The organism is Variovorax sp. GW823-FHT02B07 (assembly GCF_058797695.1).
Map to the genome: position 1 here is coordinate 504,028 of NZ_JBXAJX010000004.1, position 20,665 is coordinate 524,692.

Genomic DNA, 20,665 nt, shown 5'->3' on the forward strand with positions numbered 1-20,665 from the left:
TTCACCACCCCATGCTTGCCAAACGCATCATTCCCTGCCTCGACGTCACCGGCGGCCGCGTCGTCAAGGGCGTCAACTTCCTCGAGCTGCGCGATGCCGGCGACCCGGTCGAGATCGCCGCGCGCTACAACGCGCAGGGCGCCGATGAACTCACCTTCCTGGACATCACGGCCACCAGCGACGGCCGTGACCTGATCCTGCCGATCATCGAAGCGGTGGCCTCGCAGGTCTTCATTCCGCTGACCGTGGGCGGCGGTGTGCGCACCGTGGCCGACGTGCGTCGGCTGCTCAACGCGGGCGCCGACAAGACCAGCTTCAACTCGGCCGCCATCGCCGATCCGCAGGTGATCAGCGACGCGGCCCAGAAGTACGGCTCGCAGTGCATCGTGGTCGCCATCGACGCCAAGCGCCGCAGCCCCGAAGACGCCGCCACGCGCGGCGCGGGCTGGGACGTCTACAGCCACGGCGGGCGCAAGAACACCGGCCTGGACGTGGTGCAGTGGGCGACCGAGATGGCGCGCCGCGGCGCTGGCGAGATCCTGCTCACCAGCATGGACCGCGACGGCACCAAGAGCGGCTTCGACCTGGCCCTGACGCGCGCCGTGAGCGACGCGGTCAACGTGCCCGTGATCGCCTCGGGCGGCGTCGGCAACCTCGACGACCTGGCCGACGGCATCCAGAAGGGCGGCGCCGACGCGGTGCTGGCCGCGAGCATCTTCCACTACGGCGAGCACACCGTGGGCGAGGCCAAGGCGCGCATGGCCGAGCGCGGGATTCCCGTGCGCATCGACGCCTGAGCGGGACCGGAAGGGTCTTTTCCTATCCTCGACAATATCCCCATGAATTGGCTCGATGAAGTGAAGTGGGACGCGAACGGGTTGGTGCCCGTGATCGCCCAGGAACAAGGCACGAACGACGTGCTCATGTTCGCGTGGATGAACCGCGAGGCGCTCGAAAAGACCGCCGAGTTGGGCCGCGCGGTGTATTTCAGCCGCTCGCGCAGCAAGCTGTGGTTCAAGGGCGAGGAGTCGGGCCACGTGCAGACCGTGCACGAGATCCGCCTCGACTGCGACAACGACGTGGTGCTGCTCAAGGTGACCCAGCTGGGCCACGAGCCCGGCATCGCCTGCCACACCGGCCGCCACAGCTGCTTCTTCAGCAAGTACGAGAAGGGCCAGTGGACCGTGGTCGAACCGGTCTTGAAAGACCCGGAGTCGATCTACAAATGAGCGCCACAGTGAACGATTCGAACACCTCTGACGCGCTCGCCCGCCTGGCCGCGGTGCTCGAGAGCCGCCTGCCCGCGAACGGCGGCGACCCCGAGAAAAGCTACGTCGCCCGGCTGCTGCACAAGGGCCCCGACGCCTTCCTCAAGAAGATCGGCGAGGAAGCCACCGAGGTCGTGATGGCCGCCAAGGACGCCGACCACGGCGGCGACCGCTCGAAAATAGTGAACGAAGTGGCCGACCTGTGGTTCCACACCATGGTGGCGCTGGCCCACTACGGTTTCTCGCCAGCCGACGTGGTCGCGGAGCTCGAGCGCCGCGAAGGCACCAGCGGCATCGAGGAAAAAGCCCTGCGCAAGGTGCAGGCCCGCGAAGCTTCCAACGACTGACTGATCGATTGAAAGGGCATCGACCATGGCCAATGACATCGTGAACGTGGAACCTGACGACTCCCTCAAGACCTGGGGCTGGGTCAGCTACGTGCTGCACCTGATCGTGGCCATCGGCGCGGTCGTGCCGGGCGCGCAGGCCTCCGTGCTGCTGCTGCTCATCGCCCTCCTGATCGATTTCGTGAAGCGCGACGACGCGGCCGGCACCTGGCAGGCCTCGCACTTCAGCTGGCGCATCCGCTCGGTGCTGTGGGCCGGCCTGCTGTACATCGTCACCTCGTGGCTCTGGCTGCTGCTGTTCGTGCCGGGCTGGATCGCCTGGAGCCTGATTTCGCTGTGGTTCCTCTACCGGATCGTGAAGGGCATGATCCGGATGAACGACGGCCGTCCCATGGAACCCAAAGATGTCATCTGATCCGAACTGCGTCTTCTGCAAAATCATCGAAGGCAAGATCCCCTCGCGCAAGGTCTACGAAGACGACGACCTGTTCGGTTTCCATGACATCTCGCCCTGGGCGCCGGTGCATTTCATGCTCGTGCCCAAGAAACACATCGCCTCGATGGCGCAGCTCACGCCCGAGGATTCGGCGCTCATGGGCAAGATCATGACGCTGGCCCCCCAGCTGGCGCTGGAGCAGGGCTGCAGGCCCTATCCGGACGGTGGCTACCGGGTCGTCGTGAACACCGGCGCCGAGGGCGGGCAGGAGGTTCACCATCTCCATGTGCACGTCATGGGCGGCCCCCGCCCCTGGCTTCGCGGCTGAGCAGGGTTAAGCCAAACTGTCACATTCCCCCCGACTAAAATCGGACACATTCTTAGGAGTTCTCCATGGGTTCTTTTTCCATCTGGCACTGGCTGATCGTGCTGCTCGTCGTGGTCATGATCTTCGGCACCAAGAAGCTGCGGAACATGGGTTCGGATCTCGGTGGCGCCGTCAAGGGTTTCAAGGACGGCATGAAGGACGGCTCGGCCTCCCCTGATGCCTCCGCTGCACCGGCCCCCACGCAGCAAGTGACCGGCCAGCCGGCCAACAGCGACAAGTCGACGATCGACGTCGAAGCGCGCCAGAAGTCCTGAGCACCGCAGGCACACATCCGTGATCGACCTCGGCATTGAGAAGCTGGCGCTCATCGGCGTCGTGGCGCTGATCGTGATCGGGCCGGAGAAGCTGCCGCGCGTTGCACGCACGGTGGGCGCCCTGCTCGGCAAGGCGCAGCGCTACGTGAACGACGTCAAGGCCGAAGTCAACCGTTCGATGGAGCTCGACGAGCTCCGCAAGATGAAGACCACGGTCGAGGACGCGGCGCGCGACGTGGAGCACAGCATCCACACCGGCGCCAGCGAGTTCGAGAAGCAGTTTTCCGGCGCGTCCGGCGACACCCTGTCGGCACTGGCCGAGCCCGAGCAGGCGGTGCCCGAATACAGGCACCCCCGCAAGAACTGGCGCCTGAAGCAGGGCGCCACGCCGAACTGGTACAAGGCGCGCAACGGCGTGCGAACCAAGGCGCTGTCGGGCGCGGCGCGGGTCGCCCGCTTCCGCCCCCACAAGATCAACTGACGCACGCGCACGCCCCGCGGCGTTCCCGGGCGCCCCGTGCGCCTGTGTCTTCTCCCACGCTTTCTCCTCTCCCATGGCCGATTCCGACAACAAGAACAAAGAAGACGAGCTGGCGGGCACCGAGCAGCCGTTCGTGCAGCACCTGGTCGAGCTTCGGGACCGGCTGCTGTACTGCGTCTACGGCCTCGTGGTCGCGGGCATCCTGCTGGCGATCTGGCCCGGCCCGAGCGGGCTCATGGACATCATCGCCATGCCGATCCGCGCGCACATGCCGCCGGACGCCAAGCTGATCGCCATCGGCGTGTTCTCGCCGTTCTTCGTGCCGCTCAAGGTGCTGATGATGGCGGCCGTGCTGCTGGCGCTGCCCTGGCTCATGTACCAGGCCTGGATGTTCGTCGCGCCGGGCCTGTACAGCCACGAGAAGCGCTTTGCGCTGCCGCTGATCTTCTTCGGCAGCGTGCTGGCCTACGGCGGCATCGCCTTCGTGCAGCTGTTCGTGCTGGACAAGATGTTCGGCTTCATCCAGAAGTTCACGCCTGCGGCGGTGGCGGCCACGCCCGACATCTCGTCGTACGTGGAGGCCATCCTGTCGCTGTACATCGCCTTCGGCGTCGCCTTCCAGGTGCCGATCGTGGTGATGCTGCTGGTGCGCTTCGAGATGGTCACCATCGAGAAGCTGCGCTCGTTCCGCGGCTACTTCATCGTGATCGCCTTCGTGGTGGCCGCGGTGCTCACGCCGCCCGACGTGGTCTCGCAGCTGGCGCTGGCGGTGCCGATGTGCCTGCTGTACGAGGTAGGCATCATCGGGGCACGCTACTTCGCAGGAACGGGCAAGGCGCCCGAGGGTGAAGAAGAGGGCGCGGGTTCGGGGTCTTCCGGCAGTTCCTGATCCCCCGGATCGATCGGCTCCTGCCCCAAAACAAAAGCGGCCCTCGGGCCGCTTTTTTGTTGCTGTCCGATCTGCGGCCGGAGCCGCTGTCGTTTCCCGCCTACTCGTTGTTGGGCAACTGCTGCCGGATCGGACTCTTCGGTCGCAGCCCCGGTGTCACGTCCAATTCCATCTTGTCGGTGCCGCGCTGCAGGGCGAAGCGTGCGGTGTCGCCTGGCTTGAGGCCGGCGACGGCGGTCAGCAGGGCCTGCACGCTGTCGGTCTTCTTCTCACCCACCGAGGTGATCACGTCGCCCGGGCGGATGCCGGCCTTGGCAGCGGGGCCGTTCTGCAGCACGCCCGTGATGATCACGCCCGCGTCGGCCTTCACGCCGAAGGTCTCGGCCAGTTCGGGCGACAGGTCGCTCGGCTCGACGCCGATCCAGCCGCGGCGCACCTGGCCTTCCTTCACGATGCCCTCGAGCACGATCTTGGCCATAGACACCGGAATGGCGAAGCCGATGCCCATGCTGCCGCCCGAGCGCGAGTAGATGGCCGTGTTGATGCCCTGCAGGTTGCCGTTGACATCGATCAGCGCGCCGCCCGAGTTGCCGGGGTTGATGGCCGCGTCGGTCTGGATGAAGTTTTCGAACTGGTTGATGCCCAGCTGGTTGCGGCCCAGCGCCGAGACGATGCCGCTGGTCACGGTCTGGCCCACGCCGAAGGGGTTGCCGATGGCCAGCACCTGGTCGCCCACCAGCAGCTCGTCGGAGTTGCCCAGCACGATCACCGGCAGCTTGTCGAGCTCGATCTTGAGCACGGCCAGGTCGGTGTCGGGGTCGGTGCCGATCACCTTGCCGCGCGCGTGGCGGCTGTCGTTCAGGGTGACCTCGATTTCGTCGGCGCCCTCGACCACGTGGTTGTTGGTGAGGATGTAGCCGTCGGTGCTCACGATCACGCCGCTGCCCAGGCCCACCTGGGGCTGGTCGGCCTGGTCGCCGAAGAAGAAGCGGAACCAGGGGTCGTTGCTGCGTGGGTGGCGCTGCGCGGCCTTGCTGGTGTTGATGCTCACGACCGCCGGCGAGGCCTTCTTGGCCGCCGCGCTCAGGCTGCCCGCGGCGGGCACGGCCGGCGCGCCACTGGGCGCTTCCACGATCGACACCACGCCGCCCAGCGAGGTCGAGCGCTTGTGGATCCACTCGGGCTTGAGCGTCGCGACGACGAAATAGGCCGCCAGCAGGACGGTCACGGCTTGGGCAAAGAGCAGCCAGGTGCGTTTCATGAAAGCTTGAAGAAAGAGCGTTGGAAAAGCGCTGAAAGACGGCGCCGGTTGCAATTGTCCCTCAACCGGCCTGGCGCCATAGACCGCGCGGCAGGGTCGAGATTGCGCGGCCTTCGGGACGTGAATACGGGCTAACCCTTAGTATCGGCAGGCGATCCGACCCGGATCGCCCCCTCAGGCCTTCCGCGCCGCCCACCCGGCGGATGCGGCCAGGCGATCCCTTCGTCGGCGTGCCACGCTCTGCCCCTATCCGGTTCAAGGCAGGCGAGCGGCCACGATACCCCTGCTGCCATGACCTCAGAAGCTATCTACACGGACGGCGCCACGCCCGCTCCGGCGCGCACGCTCGATGCGCGCGACTACAAGACCCTGGCCCTGTCCGCCCTCGGCGGCACGCTCGAGTTCTACGACTTCGTCATCTACGTCTTCTTCGCGACCGTGCTGGGCGCGCTGTTCTTCCCCGCCGACATGCCCGACTGGCTGCGCCAGTTGCAGACCTTCGGCATCTTCGCGGCGGGCTACCTCGCGCGGCCCGTGGGCGGCATCGTCATTGCGCACTTCGGCGACCTGTTGGGGCGCAAGCGCATGTTCACGCTGTCGATTTTCCTGATGGCGGCGCCCACGCTGGTGATCGGCCTCTTGCCCACCTACGCCAGCATCGGCGTCGCGGCGCCCCTGCTGCTGCTGGCCATGCGCGTGCTGCAGGGCGCGGCCATCGGCGGCGAGATGCCCGGCGCCTGGGTGTTCGTGGGCGAGCACGTGCCGGCGAAGCGCTACGGCTTCGGCATCGGCACGCTGACCTCGGGCATCACCGGCGGCATCCTGCTGGGCTCGCTGGTGGCCGTGGCCATCAACCGCCATTACTCGCCGGAGCAGGTGAACGACTTCGCCTGGCGCATTCCCTTCATCCTGGGCGGTGTGTTCGGGCTGTTCTCGGTCTACCTGCGCCGCTTCCTGCACGAGACGCCGGTCTTCAAGGAACTGGCCGGTCGCAAGACGGTCGCCCGCGAGCTGCCGCTGCGCACCGTGCTGCGCGAGCACCGCCTGGCGAGCGTGTACGTGGGGCTGCAGACCTGGGTGCTGTCGGCCGCCATCGTCGTGGTGGTGCTGTACACGCCCACCTACCTGCAGAAGGTGCACCACATTCCGGCGGCGCTGGCGCTCGAGGCCAACGCGCTCGCCACGCTGACCCTGACCATCGGCTGCGTGATCGTCGGCTGGGCCAGCGACCGCATCGGCACGCGCGCCGTGATGCTCATCGGCTGGGGCGGCCTCTTTGCCACCGCCTACCTGTTCTACACCGGGCTGCCCGGCACGCCGGCCACGCTGTTCTGGCACTACGGGCTGGTGGGCCTCTTCGTGGGCACCATCGCCACGGTGCCGATCGCGGGCGTGCGCGCCTTTCCGGCGCCGGTGCGCTTCACGGGGCTTTCGTTCGCCTACAACATGTCTTATGCCGTCTTCGGCGGCCTGACGCCGGTGATCCTCACGCTCTGGCTGCAGCACGACACCATGGCGCCGGCCCACTACGTCGCCGCGCTGGCGGCGCTGGGCTTCCTTCTGGCCCTGTGGCCCCTGGCCGCACGCGGCCACCCGATGCGCGATGGCGCGCCGGCCGCGGGGAGCGCGACAATGTCGCGATGAGCACCACACGCCACGAACTGCTTCACGCATTCGACCTGCTGCTGGCCCCCGGGCGCTTCAAGGATTACGGACCCAACGGCCTGCAGGTCGAAGGGCGCACCGTGGTCCGCAAGATCGTCTCGGGCGTGACCGCCAGCCGCGCGCTGATCGAGGCCGCGATCCACGCCGAGGCCGATGCCATCTTCGTTCACCACGGCCTGTTCTGGCGCGGCCAGGACGGCTGCGTCACCGGCTGGATGAAGCAGCGCCTGGGCCTGCTGCTGGGCGACGACGTCAACCTGTTCGCCTACCACCTGCCGCTCGACGCGCACCCCGAGCTGGGTAACAACGCGCAACTCGGTCTGCAGTTGGGGCTCGTGGCGCACCCGGGGTCGGCTGGGCGCTTCGGCGAGCAGGAACTGGGCTTCCTGGGCGCGCGCGAGAACGGCGAAAACTTCGCCAGCGCGAAAGCCCTGGCGACCCATGTCGAGAAGGTGCTGAAGCGGCCCGTCACGCTGGTCGACACGGCCCACCGCCCGATCAAGAACATCGCGTGGTGCACGGGCGGCGCCCAGGGCTACTTCGAGGCCGCCATTGCGGCCGGCGCCGATGCTTTCATCACCGGCGAGATTTCCGAGCCGCAGGCGCACTACGCCCGCGAGCTGGGCGTGGCCTTCCTGGCCTGCGGCCACCACGCCACCGAGCGCTACGGCGCGCAGGCTGTGGCGGCCCATGTGGCGGCGCAGCTCGGGCTGAAGCACGAATTCATCGACATCGACAACCCCGCATGAAGGCGCCGATCGCGATCACGCTCGGCGACCCGGCCGGCATCGGCCCCGAGATCATTGCCAAGGCCTTCCGCGACGCGCCCGATGCCGTGCGCGGTGTGTTCGTGGCCGGCGACGTCGGCACGCTGCGAAAAGCCTCGCAGGCGCTCGCGGCGCCGGGGCGGCTGGGGTGGCCGGTCGTGGAGATCGCCAGCGTCGCTGAAGCTGTTGCCGTGCCGCCGGGGTGCATCCCGGTGCTGCAGGTGATCGCGCCGCCGAAAGGCATCGTGCAGGGGCGCATCAGCGCCGAGGCCGGGCGCGCCGCTGGCGACTGCGTGGTGTGGGCCGCGCGTGCCGCGTTGCGCGGCGAGATCTCGGCCCTCGTCACCGCACCGCTGCACAAGGAGGCGCTGGCCGCGGCCGGCTTTCCGTACCCCGGCCACACCGAGCTCCTGCAGGCCGAGGCCGCCGCCCACCTGGGCCGCACCGTGGCCGACGTGCCCGTGCGCATGATGCTGGCCAACGACGAGTTGCGCACCGTGCTCGTGAGCATCCACATGTCGCTGCGCGACGCCATCGAGGCCGTGCGCTTCGACGGTGTGCTGGACACGCTGCGCATCACCCATCGCGCCTTGACCCACGCCCTCGGCCGGCCGCCGCGCATCGGCGTGGCCGGGCTCAACCCGCACGCGGGCGAGGGCGGCCTGTTCGGTTCGGAAGAGCGCACCATCATCGCGCCGGCCATCGAGGCCGCACGCGCCGAGGGCATCGACGCCCACGGGCCCCATGCGCCCGACACCGTCTTCATGCGCGCGCGCGCCAAGGCCGGCGTGCCGTCCAGCGGTGAGTTCGACGTGGTGATCGCGATGTACCACGACCAGGGCCTGATCCCGGTCAAGTACCTCGGGGTGGAGGAGGGTGTGAACGTGACGCTCGGGCTGCCGCTGGTGCGCACCAGCCCGGATCACGGCACGGCGTTCGACATTGCGGGCCAGGGTGTGGCTGATGCCTCGAGCCTCGTCGAGGCGTTGCGCATGGCGCGAACGCTGGCCGGCGCCTGAGCGCGCGGCCAGTAAGAAAAGCTCAGGGGCGCTTCAGGCTGTCGCGGATTTCGCGCAGCAGCGTGATGTCTTCCGGCGTGGCCGCCGGCGCTGCCGGGGCGGCCTCTTCGGTCTTGCGCAGCTTGTTGATCTGCTTGACCATGATGAAGATGATGAAGGCGAGGATCACGAAATTGACAGCAATCGTGATGAAGTTGCCATACGCCAGCACCGGCACGCCGGCCTTCTTCAGCTCCGCCAGCGTGTTCGTCACGCCCGGCGGCACCGTGCCCAGGATCACGTAGAGGTTCGAGAAGTCGAGCTTCCCGAACACCATGCCCACGAGCGGCATGATGATGTCGGCCACGAGCGAGTCGACGATCTTGCCGAACGCCGCCCCGATGATCACGCCGACGGCGAGGTCGATGACGTTGCCCTTGACGGCAAACTCCTTGAATTCGCTGAGGATGCTCATGATTCAGAAAGGGTGCTGAAGACCTGCTGTTGAAAGGGGTGCCAGTATGCCTGCGGAAGCGGGAGGGCAAGACGGCGGCGCGGCGGGTGATGCTGGACTGCAACTGAGGCATGACCGCTGGCGGCTCTTGCCTGGAACGGACGGAGGGTACCCAGTCTCCGTAGCTAAACCTTGCCGACTGCGCTTTGGAACGTCTTGTTTCCAATTTCGCGGGATGGGTAGAACCGGTCGGATACGTCGTGTTTTGCTCTCGAAAAGAAGGCAAAACGGCGCAGTGCGGGCATTCCGGAAGCATCCTGGAACGCAGGCAAAGCCCCATTGACAGTGCACTGCACTGGTACGATGAGAGGGGAGCAGTGGGGAGCGGCCGCGCGAAATCGACCTTCAAGACTTCTGTCTGTCAGAGCGCATTCACCCTGGGTGCGCCAGATTCTTGCGTGACCCCGCGATGAATTCTGCACCTTTGTTGCCTGAATTTGCCAGTTTCAGCGCGACTATAGCTGTTCAAATTTTTACATAAATGGTGCCGCGTAGTGGTGGCGATCACAAGTGTTTGAAAAAGAAGCGCGATACAACAGAACGGATGTGCGAGCCTCGCATGCCTCCGGGCATTGTTCTTTCGCCGCTTCGTTGTTGTTGATACGACTGACTGACTTTCAAGGGACCTGAATTGAGAAGAGATGCGAAAGCCCTTGCGTGGGTAGCGCTTGCCGGCGCGATGTTGCTCCAGGGCTGTGCCGTGGTGCCCGGCATGGGATCGGTGGAGCCTTACGAAGCAGGCGGTGAGTTGCCGTCCCAGTTCCGTTACCTTCCCGACGAAGCGCCTGAGGGCGAAATCACCCCCATCTCACTGGCGCTGGTGCGTACGTTGGCGGAGGTGTCGCCGAAGGGCGTGCCGCCTGATGTGCAGGCGTTGTTTGGCAAGGGGGCTCGCTACACGATCGGGTCGGGCGATGTCGTGGGCGTGATCGTGTATGACCACCCCGAGCTTTTGCCCAATGCGGGTGCGGTCATTTCTCAGTCGGCCGACCCTACTGGCGTGCAGGTGGCACCAGGCTTCATCGTTGACGCCGACGGTGAGATCGCCTTTCCCTACATCGGCCGTGTGCGCGTAGCAGGCCTGAGCGAAGGCGATGCGTCCGACCTGATCGGCAAGTTGCTGCGGCCGCACGTTCGCGATCCGCAAGTGACGGTGCGTATTCAGTCCTTCCGAAGCCGCCGCGCTTATGTGGAGGGTGAAGTGCGTAACCCGGGGTCGCAGATATTCACTGACCTGCCCATGACGTTGAACGAGGCGATTAACCGCGCTGGAGGCATGACGGCAGATGCCAATCGCTCGGCGCTGACTCTCATTCGCGACGGACGTTCGGTCCCAATCGATATGACCCGGTTGCGCGAGGCTGGCTACGACGGGAGCAACATCCCCCTGAAGAACGGTGACACCGTCCGTGTGGCGCACCGGGAGGACTCCAAGGTCTTCGTGATGGGTGAAATCATGGCGCCTGTCGCCCTGTCCATGCGCAGCAACGGCCGCTTGAGCTTGAGCGAAGCCTTGGGCGAGGCAGGCGGTCCCATGACGACCACTTCCAACGCCGGCCAGATCTACGTGATTCGCCAAGGTGCGACCGGCGCACCAGCCATCTTCCACTTGAACGCCAAGAATCCGGCAACGTTGGCGCTGGCAAGCCAGTTCCGGTTGCAGTCGCATGACGTCGTCTACGTCGACCCGGTGCCGCTGGTTAAGTGGAACCGGGTGGTTAGCTTGATCCTGCCGTCTGCGTCCGTGGTCAACAACGCGAGCGAGGTTTACGTCAGGCATCGCTGATTCTTTCAAGGGCTGACGACGGTCAGACCATTTTTCCTCTGACCCAACACGGCGCACCTCGCGCTCACACGCCATGCATGCCCAAAAAATTCTGCTCGTGTTCGGCACACGGCCTGAAGCCATAAAGATGGCGCCGTTGGTCAAATACCTCCAGGCTCATCCCGCATTCGACGCCAAGGTGTGCGTCACTGCTCAGCATCGCCAGATGCTTGATCAAGTATTGAAATTGTTTGACATCACGCCCGACTTTGATCTCAACCTCATGAAGCCCGGCCAAGACTTGACCGATATCACAAGCGGCGTATTGCGAGGCCTGAAGGACGTGTTGAATGATTCCCGGCCCGACGTGATGCTGGTTCATGGCGATACATCCACCACGTTTGCAGCATCGCTTGCTGCGTTCTACCAGCGTGTCGGCGTGGGTCATGTGGAGGCGGGTCTGCGTACGGGGAACCTCTATTCGCCATGGCCGGAAGAGGCCAACCGCAAGCTTACGAGCGTACTGGCGCGCTGGCACTTTGCCCCCACCCAAACTTCGCGTGACAACCTCTTGGTGGAAGGCGTAGCGCCTGCCCATGTGCACGTGACTGGAAACACCGTCATCGATGCACTGTTGCAAGTCCGCGAAAAAATTAGGGGCGATGTCGCTCTGCAAAACGAGTTTAGACAGGCCTTTGATTTCATCAATCCTTCAAAGCGCGTTGTGCTTGTCACCGGTCATCGACGGGAAAACTTCGGTGGAGGCTTTGAGCGAATCTGCCAAGCGTTGGCCCGTATCGCTCAAGATCATCAAGATGTTGAGGTGATCTATCCAGTCCACCTTAATCCGCAGGTGCAGGAGCCCGTGAATCGCCTGCTGGCCAAGATAAGCAACGTACACCTGATTGAGCCTTTGGATTACCTCCCCTTCGTCTATCTGATGGACCGCGCCACTCTTATCTTGACGGATTCGGGTGGCATTCAGGAAGAAGCGCCGTCTCTCGGCAAACCCGTTCTTGTGATGCGCGACACAACCGAGCGACCCGAAGCCGTAGCTGCGGGGACCGTCAAGCTTGTAGGTACGGATGTAGATCGCATAGTCGAGCAGGCCCATATCCTTTTGACCAACGCTAAGGCCTACGAAGCCATGGCTTTTGCGCACAACCCCTACGGCGATGGCCAAGCCTGCCAACGCATAACGCAAGCTTTGCTTGCTGAATAAATTTTCCTTCTTATTTTGATCAGTGCATGAACTTCAAAACCGTTTCCGTTATTGGTCTTGGCTACATCGGGTTGCCCACTGCTGCGGTATTTGCATCAAGAAAACTCAGCGTTGTGGGCGTGGATGTGAATCAAAAGACGGTAGACACCATCAATCAGGGAAAGATTCACATTGTCGAACCAGATTTGGATATGGTCGTGCATGCAGCGGTGACCGAAGGGTATTTACGAGCGTCGAACTGCCCCGAGCCCGCCGATGCATTTCTTATTGCGGTGCCCACACCCTTCAAGGAGGAGCATCAGCCTGATCTAAGCTACATTGAAAAGGCCAGCAGATCTATTGCAGTCGTCCTGAAGAAGGGCGATTTGGTGATTCTAGAGTCCACTTCCCCGGTCGGTACTACAGAGCAGATGGCGGCTTGGCTGGCCGAAGCAAGGCCAGATCTGAGCTTTCCCCAAACGCACGGTGAAGGATCTGACATTCGGATTGCTCACTGCCCGGAGCGGGTGCTGCCTGGGCACGTCTTGCGTGAATTGGTGCAAAACGATCGTGTCATCGGTGGCATGACGAATCGATGCTCCGCAGCTGCGGCTGCTCTCTACAAAATCTTCGTGCAAGGGGAGTGCGTTATCACTAACGCGCGAACTGCCGAAATGTGCAAGTTAACGGAGAACAGTTTTCGGGATGTCAATATCGCTTTCGCAAATGAACTATCGATTATTTGCGACCAGCAAGGAATTAATGTCTGGGAGCTTATCAAGCTCGCGAATCGTCACCCTCGCGTCAACATCTTGCAGCCAGGTCCCGGTGTTGGTGGCCACTGTATTGCTGTGGATCCGTGGTTTATTGTCAGTGCAGCCCCAAAAGAGGCTCGCCTCATTCGTACTGCCAGAGAGGTAAACGACGAAAAACCCGAGTGGGTGATAAATAAGGTTCGGCTGGCGATTGCCGGCTATCTAAAAGAAAATCCGAAAAAAGAATCAAAGAACGTTGTCGTTGCGTGCTTTGGAATAACGTTCAAGGCCGACATTGACGACCTCCGAGAGAGTCCTGCGTACGCCATCGCCAAGAAGATCGCAGAAGAGCATACAGGTTCAGTTTGGGTGGTGGAGCCCAACATTGAAAAACTTCCAGCTCATCCGGTTGATATTTTTACGTTGAAATCATTTGATGAAGCTCGAGAGTGCGCGGATATTCTCTTGCTTCTAGTAGATCACAAAGAGTTTAAATCGATCTCGCCCGATTCTATCGGCGAGAAAATTGTTATTGATACCCGTGGCATCTGGCGTTAATAGATTATGAATATTGAAAATTCCAACATCGCCGTTATTGGACTTGGTTATGTCGGCCTTCCTTTGGCCGTGGAGTTCGGGAAAAAAAGAAAAGTGGTGGGATTTGATATTAACTCAGCAAGAGTTTCAGATCTTAAATCAGGAAGAGACAGCACGTTGGAGGTTAGTGTAGAGAATTTGCAGGCTGCGCAATATTTACAATATTCATCTGATCCGGAGGAGCTCAAGGCTTGTCAAGTATTTATTGTAACTGTGCCCACGCCGGTCGACAATGTTAGCCGGCCAAACATGATGCCGCTGATTAAGGCTAGTGAGACAGTAGGGAAAGCGATTTCCAACGGCGCATTGATCATTTACGAATCTACTGTTTATCCTGGAGCGACCGAAGAAATTTGCGTTCCTGTACTGGAGAAATTCAGCGGAAAAAAATTCAACGTTGATTTCTTTTGTGGGTACAGTCCTGAGCGCATTAACCCAGGCGATAAAGTTAACACGCTGACGACAATAAAGAAAATCACTAGCGGCAGCACCCCGGCAGTCGCTGACGCGGTAGACGCTTTGTATTCTTCGATTATTTCCGCGGGTACTCACAAGGCAAGCAGCTTGAAGGTGGCGGAAGCGGCGAAAGTTATCGAAAACACGCAGAGAGATTTAAATATCGCCTTTGTGAACGAACTTTCAGTTATTTTCGCGCGGCTTGGAATAGATACATTAGAAGTGCTTGAGGCGGCCGGCAGTAAGTGGAACTTCTTGCCATTTCGACCAGGGCTGGTAGGGGGGCATTGTATCGGGGTAGATCCTTACTATCTAACTCATAAGGCCGAGGAAGTCGGCTATCACCCGCAAGTCATTCTTGCTGGGCGGCGTATAAACGACAACATGGCCCGCTATGTTGCGCGCAATACGATCAAACTCATGCTAAAAAATGGTTTGAATGTGCCGCAATGTCGAATTGGTGTGCTTGGAATTACGTTTAAAGAAAACTGTCCAGACATTCGGAACAGCAAAGTAGTCGACATGGTTCGAGAGTTCGAATTGTGGGGTGTGAATGTCGTTGTGGCGGATTCTTGGGCTGATCCTGATGAGTTAATTCGAGAGCATGGGATTAAATTAAACGAAATTGGAAGAGACAGTCCTGTTGATGTGCTAGTTGTTGCCGTAGGTCATAGTGAGTACCGGAGTTTTAGTATTGAAGAACTTCGCGCCTTCTGTAGAGGTGATGCTCCGATACTTGTAGATGTGAAAAGTCTTTTTAACAAGAGTGAGGCAGAGAATAGCGGGTTTGAGGTGTTTCGCCTGTAGAAATTCGTGTAATCAAATATGACATCCAAGAGTGGTTTGGCCGATATCGTCCATCAGATGGTAAGGGATACTGATATTTCGACATTGCTTGGAAGGCCTATTTCTTTTCCAGAATTCCACGGGATTGGAGATGTTCACTCGACGCATTCTAAAAGACTGATTTCGTACATCAAAGATGAAAAATTCATCGAGGTACTTAATAAAAATCGATGCATCGAAGGCGTTTTCTGCAAAAAAAATCACGCACCTTTGATTTCTGAGAGAGTATTTAAGATTGAATGCGATGATCCAAATTTTGCATTCTTTTCTCTACTTGATTTCCGCGCGAAGAGTGTCTTTAAAAATTACTCGAGCCTGATTAATAGTGAATACGACGTCTCTAGAAACTCTATTTCGGAAAATGGCGTTTTTATTGGAAAGCGTTGCGTAATAGAGTCGAATGTAGTTATTCACCCGGGTGTTGAGATTGGAGATGATGTAATCATTCGATCTGGGGCCGTTTTAGGCCTGGATACCTTTCAACATCAACGCCACGTTGGTGGAATCTTAAGTCCCAAACACGATGGAATTTTGATCGTCGAGGACGGCGTTGAGATCGGATCAAATGTTTGCATAAGTAAGGGGTTTAGTTACAGGCCTACGGTCGTTGGAAAAAATACAAAAATAGATGCTCTTTCCTATGTCGGGCATGGCGCGCAAATTGGGCAATCTTCAATTATTTGCGCGGGTGCCAGATTGATGGGGCATGTAATGCTCAGCGAAAATGTTTTTGTTGGCCCTAGTGCAACAGTTACCAGCAGAATTCGAGTTGGCAAAGACTCAAAAATCTCGATAGGTTCCGTTGTCACAAAGGACGTGCCTGCAAACACAAGGGTCACGGGAAATTTCGCCGTCGACCATGAGGATTGGATTGAATTCGTTAAAAGCGTACGCTCAAAATGAATTGAGAAATAGGGTTATCGCCCTTTAAAATTCTTTGGGCGTAGATTTTTTTTGGCAAAATTGAAATCATCCAATACGAGTCGAGGCCTATTTTTTTAAAAATGATCAATAGGAGCAGGCATCTGAATCTTAGTGCTTGAGCCTTTGGATTTGTTTTCGCTGCTCTCTCAATTGATCGTCAGAAGATATCGGTTAATATTTTTTGGTTTATATGGCGGAAAGAAAAATTATAAGCCCTTCGAATGCTGCGGCCAATCCTTGGGTTTCATATGTTGGAGCGGCGGTTTTTTTTCGCTTGGTTTTGGATGCGTGCTACGTCTACTATCTTAATGCTGCATTCTCAGATCACTTTTTAACCCCGATGGAGTTGAGATTTGATTTCATTCAATATCTTGGCTCATACGCTTTTCTGATAGCGGCCGTCTCCTTCGTTCCCAAAGGGAAGAAAAATTTCAGCGGGCTTTTCTTTTTTTCTGCTTTGGCGTTTCTATACATTCCGATGACGTCGATGTATGGGTTGAATTCTGAAAAAAATGCCCTAGCGCCACTTGTTGCACTTATTGCGTTGTTTAGCGCGCATCTGAGTGCCAATATATACCGTCCGCGATTAGCTGTCCCAATTGCAAGAAATGGTGAAAAAAAGGCGTTGTATATCTCCTTCTTCTTCATTTTTGTTTTTTTAATATGGTCAGTGCTGTCCGGGGCCGTCGCGAATATCAATTTCGATCTCGCGGAAATCTATGAAAATAGAGAGCTATCAGGCGGGCAATTAGATGTCGGATTGATGGCGTATATAAATCTATGGACTGAAAAAGTTCTTAATCCATTCTTGCTTGCGGTCGGGTTGCATAGAAAAAAGAAGGCACTAATTATATTTTCTGTAGGAATGCAGATATATTTTTTTTGCAGTAACGCAACACCGGGTGCATCTATTTGTGCCGATCTTGATTTATCTCATATTTCTTTTGTATCAAGGGAAATTTGAAATATCGCGCCTTTATCTGATCGCCGGAGCTGCACTTGGACTATTTCTCGTTTTTTCTCTGTCCTTTGGCTTTGATGACGCCGCTGCAATCGTTGTGAGGCGTGCATTCTTTGTTCCGAGTTCCGTGACGTTCGATTGGATAAATTTCTTCTCTAATGCTGAGAAGTCATATTGGTCAGATGGCTTCTTCTCCGGTTTAATAAGCACTCCCTATTCGGGGCGTTTGCTTCCATATTATCTTGGGGATTATTTTGTTCCAGGGAAATCTCTAGCTTTTAATGCGGGAATTGTTGGGACGGGTTACGCGCAAGCGGGGTTTTTTGGGGTGATTTTCTACGCGACAACGCTTGGATTTTTCCTGCGTTTCGTGAACGGCTTGATCAAGGGCGGCCTGCCCGTTTATATGGTTGCGGCGGTTTTGATTACTCCAATTCGTACAGCGTGGGCGGATAGTGATCTTTTCTCAGCACTGCTTAGCCACGGAATTTTGATTGGAATTGTTGTTCTTTGGCTTTATGGGAAATCGAAGGAAAAAGATAGGGCGAAGCCGCGCACAATATACATTTCGGGCAAGTCATGAAGCTGAAAAAAATATTCCAAATGGGAGGAAGCAAATTTCTCAAGAATGTTTTCATTCTCTCTTCTGGCACCATTTTGGGGCAGGCCATAATGATGCTTGTTTTGCCAGCCTTGACGCGTCTCTATTCCCCTGAGGATTTTGGGATGCTGGGCGTCTATATGTCCCTGCTCATGGTGCTATCCGTGGGAGCTTGCTTGCGATTCGATCTTGCCACGCCGATTGCGACTTCTGAATTCGAAGCTCTGAACTTACTTACGTTGGGCACGATATCCGCCACGTTGATATCGGTGGTGTTGATGTTGCTGGTGTGCCTATTTCCCGAACCTATTGTCGGTATTCTTGCGCAGCCAAAAATGGAAAAGTTTTTGTGGCTGATCCCGCTTGGTGTCTGGCTTGCATCTGTTTATTCGGCCATTCAATTCTGGGCAGTGCGCGAGAAAGATTTTCCGGCCGTCGCTCGAACTCAATTGACTCGTGCTGTTGCTAGCTCCGCGACGCAATTAATTTGGGGGGTATTTAGTCCAGGCTCACTTGGCCTTTTGTTGGGATACATGCTCTACGGCGGCTTCGGAGTTTTTGGTCTGGCGTTTCGTTTTTTTAGGAAAAATTTCGTTCTGCTCAGAAGCATTTCAACTTCGAGTTTGAGAGAGGTTTTTTTAAAATTCTCTCGATTCCCTCTGTATTCTGTTCCAGAAGCGTTTTTAAATACTGCCGCAGTAAATCTTCCGACCGTGATTATTGCTGCACTTGCTTCGCCTCGTGAAGCCGGTTATCTGTTGTTAGCTCAGCGGATAGTCAGTATCCCGATCGGGTTGCTCGGAAGTAGCCTCTCTCGGGTCTATTTATCTGAGTCGGGCGAGAGGGAAAAAAAAGGTGAACTTTTTTCCTTCACTCGTTCAGTGATGTTTAACCTGGCCAAAACGGGTGCTTTACCATTTCTCATCATTGCGCTAGCTTCGCCATTTATTTTCCCACATATTTTTGGCGAGGATTGGCGTCGAGCTGGCCTTATGGTGGCTTGGTTGACGCCGGCCATGATGCTTCAATTTGTGGTTTCACCTGTTGCCACGGTATTGCACGCAACAAGTAACAACAAAAAAGCCTTCTACCTTCAGTTGGGGGGATTTATTTTAACAATAGGGGCAATCTATCTGGCGGCGCAGATTAGTCCACTGAAGATTTTCGAATTTTTTGCTGTTGCACTTGCAATTTACTATCTTTGCTATTTGCTGGTGGTTGGGTCTGTGATGAAGACAATTCGAAAGAAGGAAGAAAAATGCAATGTGCCTTGCGTGCTTTCGAGTTGATTGAGTTTTTCCGATGAATCCTAAATTCGGTTTGAATAGATGGTGCCTAAAGCGGATTCCGCGACCCCTCGCGTTGGCAGGCTTGCTGCGCTGAATTGATTTCGGGAGATGAGTGATCTGACTATGAATCTTATAGTCTGTGAAACAGTACGAGTCACAGTGAATAGGCGGAATTTATCTTTCTATTTGCCATTTAATGATTTTGAGAGATGCGAGTTATGCGAAAGCTAAGTGTTGGTCTTGAATCATTGAGCTATCTCTTGTCTCGAATCATTAAAAAGTCGAGATTGAGTGCCGTGAGAGGAAGCTCGATTCATCGAACCTCGGTCGCCGAATCGGGTTGTCAGATCATTAACTCGAGCATGGCACGCCACTCGTTTTGCGGGTACGACTGCACGATTTTGAATGCAGAAATTGGTGCATTCTGTTCCATTGCTGATCGCACTTATATTGGCGGATCTCAGCACCCCATTCATTTTGTGTCGACGAGTCCTGTATTTCTTTCACATAGAGACAGCGTAAAAGCAAAATTTTCAAGACACGAGTACATGAATTTGCCAACAACCAAGATCGGCAACGATGTTTGGATTGGCTATGAGGCAAAAATTCGCGCAGGTGTAACTATCGGCGACGGTGCTGTAATTGGAATGGGGAGTGTTGTTACGAATGATGTTGCCCCATATTCGATCGTCGCTGGAGTCCCTGCTAAAGAAATAAGAAAGAGATTCAGCGAAGATGTTATTGAAAAACTTCTTGAATCTGAGTGGTGGTCATATGGGGATGAAGAGCTTCGATTGGCGGCTCAGCATTTTAACGAGCCTCACGTTTTTTTGAGGAAATTAGAAGAAAAATGAGAATCGCACATCTATGCTTGTCGTGCTTCTATATTGACGATCGAAGTTATCAAGAAAATGAACTGGTACGTGAGCATACGACGCAAGGTCATGATGTTCTTGTGTTGACGTCGACTGAAAGTCACACCGCCGAAGGAAAGCTAACTTATGTGCAGCCGGCAGAATACATAGGGGGAGAAGGTGCACGGGTAGTGCGATTGCCATATTCAAAGTACATCCCCAAAAAAATCGCACCGAAGCTTCGAGTTTTTCCGAGTGTATATAAGAGATTGGCAAAATTCAAACCGGACGTCGTTGTTTTTCACGGGGCGTGCGGTTGGGAGTTGCTGACTGTTGCGCGCTATGTAAAAGATAACCCCGAGGTTATTTTTTACGTCGATAGCCATGAAGATTCAAATAATAGTGCTCGATCATTTATATCGCGGGAAGTTCTGCATCGGATTTACTATCGTTCAATACTAAATCGAGCATTGCCTTGGGTAAAGAAAATTCTTTGCGTGACCACCGAGTCAATCGAGTTTGTGGAGCGGATATATGGAATTCCGCGAGGCATGCTGGAATTTTATCCCCTAGGTGGGTATCCAATTTCTGACGCAGAGTATTTCATCAGCAGGGGAAGGGCGCGAAAGAAATTGAGCCTGAAATCAGATGAAATCGTGTTGGTTCAATCAGGAAAACAGAACCACAGAAAAAAATTGATTGAGGCGCTGCGAGCTTTCCAGGCTGTAAAAAATGAGAAATTGCGACTCTTTATTGCCGGATCAATAGATAAGGAAATTGAAATAGAGGCGCGGCTCTTAATTTCTCAAGACACTCGGATTGATTTTGTCGGATGGCAGTCGCCGTCAGATTTGACAGATCTTTTGTGTGCTGCCGATGTGTATCTGCAGCCGGGTACGCAGTCTGCAACCATGCAACATAGTTTGTGTTGCCGCTGTGCCATTATTCTTGATGACGTTCCGGCGCATTCTGTTTATTTCAAAAAAAATGGATGGTTGATAAAAGAGCAGCGAGATCTGGAAAGGATTTTTGACGAACTTCCTTTTTCTGATTTTGAGGAAATGAAGGAGCGCTCCTTTGCCATCGCCAAAGAGATGCTCGATTACCGCGTATTGGCTAGACGCGTTCTAATTTAAATCGATATGGTT

The 20,665-nt window shown here is 57.0% G+C and carries 23 protein-coding genes; 21 read left to right on the forward strand and 2 right to left on the reverse strand.

The window, feature by feature from the left end:
* The first annotated feature begins 11 nt into the window (after positions 1–11).
* From hisF to tatC, 8 genes are all read left to right on the forward strand, one after another.
* Positions 12–797 (forward strand): imidazole glycerol phosphate synthase subunit HisF, encoded by a 786-nt coding sequence (hisF, locus tag AC1RGU_RS23140; protein ID WP_056572731.1) that lies wholly within the window; start codon positions 12–14, stop codon positions 795–797.
* Between the two features lie 42 nt (positions 798–839).
* Positions 840–1,229, forward strand: a complete 390-nt coding sequence (hisI, locus tag AC1RGU_RS23145) for a phosphoribosyl-AMP cyclohydrolase (protein WP_095743771.1) — start codon at positions 840–842, stop codon at positions 1,227–1,229.
* Positions 1,226–1,615: a phosphoribosyl-ATP diphosphatase gene (locus AC1RGU_RS23150; RefSeq protein ID WP_139701050.1), complete on the forward strand. Its 390-nt coding sequence runs from the start codon at positions 1,226–1,228 to the stop codon at positions 1,613–1,615. Before hisI ends, AC1RGU_RS23150 begins: the two co-directional genes overlap by 4 nt.
* 25 nt (positions 1,616–1,640) lie before the next feature.
* Complete coding sequence (locus tag AC1RGU_RS23155; protein ID WP_056572726.1) at positions 1,641–2,030, forward strand: DUF4870 family protein; 390 nt, start codon at positions 1,641–1,643, stop codon at positions 2,028–2,030.
* Complete coding sequence (locus tag AC1RGU_RS23160; RefSeq protein WP_070059922.1) at positions 2,020–2,379, forward strand: histidine triad nucleotide-binding protein; 360 nt, start codon at positions 2,020–2,022, stop codon at positions 2,377–2,379. Before AC1RGU_RS23155 ends, AC1RGU_RS23160 begins: the two co-directional genes overlap by 11 nt.
* Positions 2,380–2,444: 65 nt before the next feature.
* A complete protein-coding gene (tatA, locus tag AC1RGU_RS23165; RefSeq protein ID WP_070059921.1) occupies positions 2,445–2,693 on the forward strand; it encodes a Sec-independent protein translocase subunit TatA in 249 nt (82 codons plus the stop codon).
* Between the two features lie 19 nt (positions 2,694–2,712).
* A complete protein-coding gene (gene tatB / locus AC1RGU_RS23170; RefSeq protein ID WP_062471652.1) occupies positions 2,713–3,174 on the forward strand; it encodes a Sec-independent protein translocase protein TatB in 462 nt (153 codons plus the stop codon).
* 73 nt (positions 3,175–3,247) lie between these two features.
* Complete coding sequence (gene tatC / locus AC1RGU_RS23175; RefSeq protein ID WP_095743773.1) at positions 3,248–4,063, forward strand: twin-arginine translocase subunit TatC; 816 nt, start codon at positions 3,248–3,250, stop codon at positions 4,061–4,063.
* A 100-nt stretch (positions 4,064–4,163) separates the two neighbouring features.
* Here tatC and AC1RGU_RS23180 read toward each other — a convergent pair whose 3' ends face one another.
* Positions 4,164–5,324, reverse strand: a complete 1,161-nt coding sequence (locus AC1RGU_RS23180) for a S1C family serine protease (protein WP_062473641.1) — start codon at positions 5,322–5,324, stop codon at positions 4,164–4,166.
* Between the two features lie 291 nt (positions 5,325–5,615).
* Here AC1RGU_RS23180 and AC1RGU_RS23185 point away from each other — a divergent pair, with 291 nt between their 5' ends.
* Genes AC1RGU_RS23185 through pdxA form a run of 3 tightly spaced genes read left to right on the forward strand, consistent with a single transcriptional unit; the run spans position 5,616 to position 8,775 of the window.
* Positions 5,616–6,968: an MFS transporter gene (locus AC1RGU_RS23185; RefSeq protein WP_492697827.1), complete on the forward strand. Its 1,353-nt coding sequence runs from the start codon at positions 5,616–5,618 to the stop codon at positions 6,966–6,968.
* Positions 6,965–7,738 carry a Nif3-like dinuclear metal center hexameric protein gene (locus tag AC1RGU_RS23190; protein WP_062473645.1) on the forward strand — a complete coding sequence of 258 codons (774 nt, stop codon included), beginning with the start codon at positions 6,965–6,967 and terminating at the stop codon, positions 7,736–7,738. The genes AC1RGU_RS23185 and AC1RGU_RS23190 overlap by 4 nt, the downstream gene beginning before the upstream one ends.
* Positions 7,735–8,775, forward strand: coding sequence for a 4-hydroxythreonine-4-phosphate dehydrogenase PdxA (gene pdxA / locus AC1RGU_RS23195; protein WP_492697825.1), 1,041 nt, complete (start codon positions 7,735–7,737; stop codon positions 8,773–8,775). The genes AC1RGU_RS23190 and pdxA overlap by 4 nt, the downstream gene beginning before the upstream one ends.
* Positions 8,776–8,797: 22 nt before the next feature.
* Here pdxA and mscL read toward each other — a convergent pair whose 3' ends face one another.
* Positions 8,798–9,229, reverse strand: a complete 432-nt coding sequence (mscL, locus tag AC1RGU_RS23200; RefSeq protein ID WP_062473649.1) for a large conductance mechanosensitive channel protein MscL — start codon at positions 9,227–9,229, stop codon at positions 8,798–8,800.
* A 718-nt stretch (positions 9,230–9,947) separates the two neighbouring features.
* Between mscL and AC1RGU_RS23205 the strand changes: the two genes are divergently transcribed.
* From AC1RGU_RS23205 to AC1RGU_RS23250, 10 genes are all read left to right on the forward strand, one after another.
* Positions 9,948–11,054: a polysaccharide biosynthesis/export family protein gene (locus AC1RGU_RS23205; RefSeq protein ID WP_492698268.1), complete on the forward strand. Its 1,107-nt coding sequence runs from the start codon at positions 9,948–9,950 to the stop codon at positions 11,052–11,054.
* Between the two features lie 73 nt (positions 11,055–11,127).
* Positions 11,128–12,255 (forward strand): non-hydrolyzing UDP-N-acetylglucosamine 2-epimerase, encoded by a 1,128-nt coding sequence (gene wecB / locus AC1RGU_RS23210; protein ID WP_492697823.1) that lies wholly within the window; start codon positions 11,128–11,130, stop codon positions 12,253–12,255.
* A gap of 26 nt (positions 12,256–12,281) precedes the next feature.
* A complete protein-coding gene (gene wecC, locus AC1RGU_RS23215; RefSeq protein WP_492697822.1) occupies positions 12,282–13,547 on the forward strand; it encodes a UDP-N-acetyl-D-mannosamine dehydrogenase in 1,266 nt (421 codons plus the stop codon).
* Positions 13,548–13,553: 6 nt separating this feature from the next.
* The gene (locus tag AC1RGU_RS23220) at positions 13,554–14,849 is read left to right on the forward strand and encodes a nucleotide sugar dehydrogenase (RefSeq protein ID WP_492697820.1); all 1,296 of its coding nucleotides are present in this window, start codon (positions 13,554–13,556) and stop codon (positions 14,847–14,849) included.
* Between the two features lie 36 nt (positions 14,850–14,885).
* Positions 14,886–15,791, forward strand: a complete 906-nt coding sequence (locus AC1RGU_RS23225) for a DapH/DapD/GlmU-related protein (protein WP_492697819.1) — start codon at positions 14,886–14,888, stop codon at positions 15,789–15,791.
* A 211-nt stretch (positions 15,792–16,002) separates the two neighbouring features.
* Positions 16,003–16,776, forward strand: a complete 774-nt coding sequence (locus tag AC1RGU_RS23230; protein ID WP_492740806.1) for a hypothetical protein — start codon at positions 16,003–16,005, stop codon at positions 16,774–16,776.
* Positions 16,727–17,356, forward strand: a complete 630-nt coding sequence (locus tag AC1RGU_RS23235) for a hypothetical protein (RefSeq protein WP_492740807.1) — start codon at positions 16,727–16,729, stop codon at positions 17,354–17,356. The genes AC1RGU_RS23230 and AC1RGU_RS23235 overlap by 50 nt, the downstream gene beginning before the upstream one ends.
* The gene (locus AC1RGU_RS23240) at positions 17,353–18,663 is read left to right on the forward strand and encodes a lipopolysaccharide biosynthesis protein (protein WP_492697815.1); all 1,311 of its coding nucleotides are present in this window, start codon (positions 17,353–17,355) and stop codon (positions 18,661–18,663) included. Before AC1RGU_RS23235 ends, AC1RGU_RS23240 begins: the two co-directional genes overlap by 4 nt.
* 362 nt (positions 18,664–19,025) lie before the next feature.
* On the forward strand, positions 19,026–19,517 hold the full coding sequence (locus tag AC1RGU_RS23245) for a CatB-related O-acetyltransferase (protein ID WP_492697814.1): 492 nt from the start codon (positions 19,026–19,028) through the stop codon (positions 19,515–19,517).
* Positions 19,514–20,653 carry a glycosyltransferase family 4 protein gene (locus AC1RGU_RS23250; RefSeq protein ID WP_492697812.1) on the forward strand — a complete coding sequence of 380 codons (1,140 nt, stop codon included), beginning with the start codon at positions 19,514–19,516 and terminating at the stop codon, positions 20,651–20,653. Before AC1RGU_RS23245 ends, AC1RGU_RS23250 begins: the two co-directional genes overlap by 4 nt.
* Positions 20,654–20,665 lie beyond the last annotated feature (12 nt).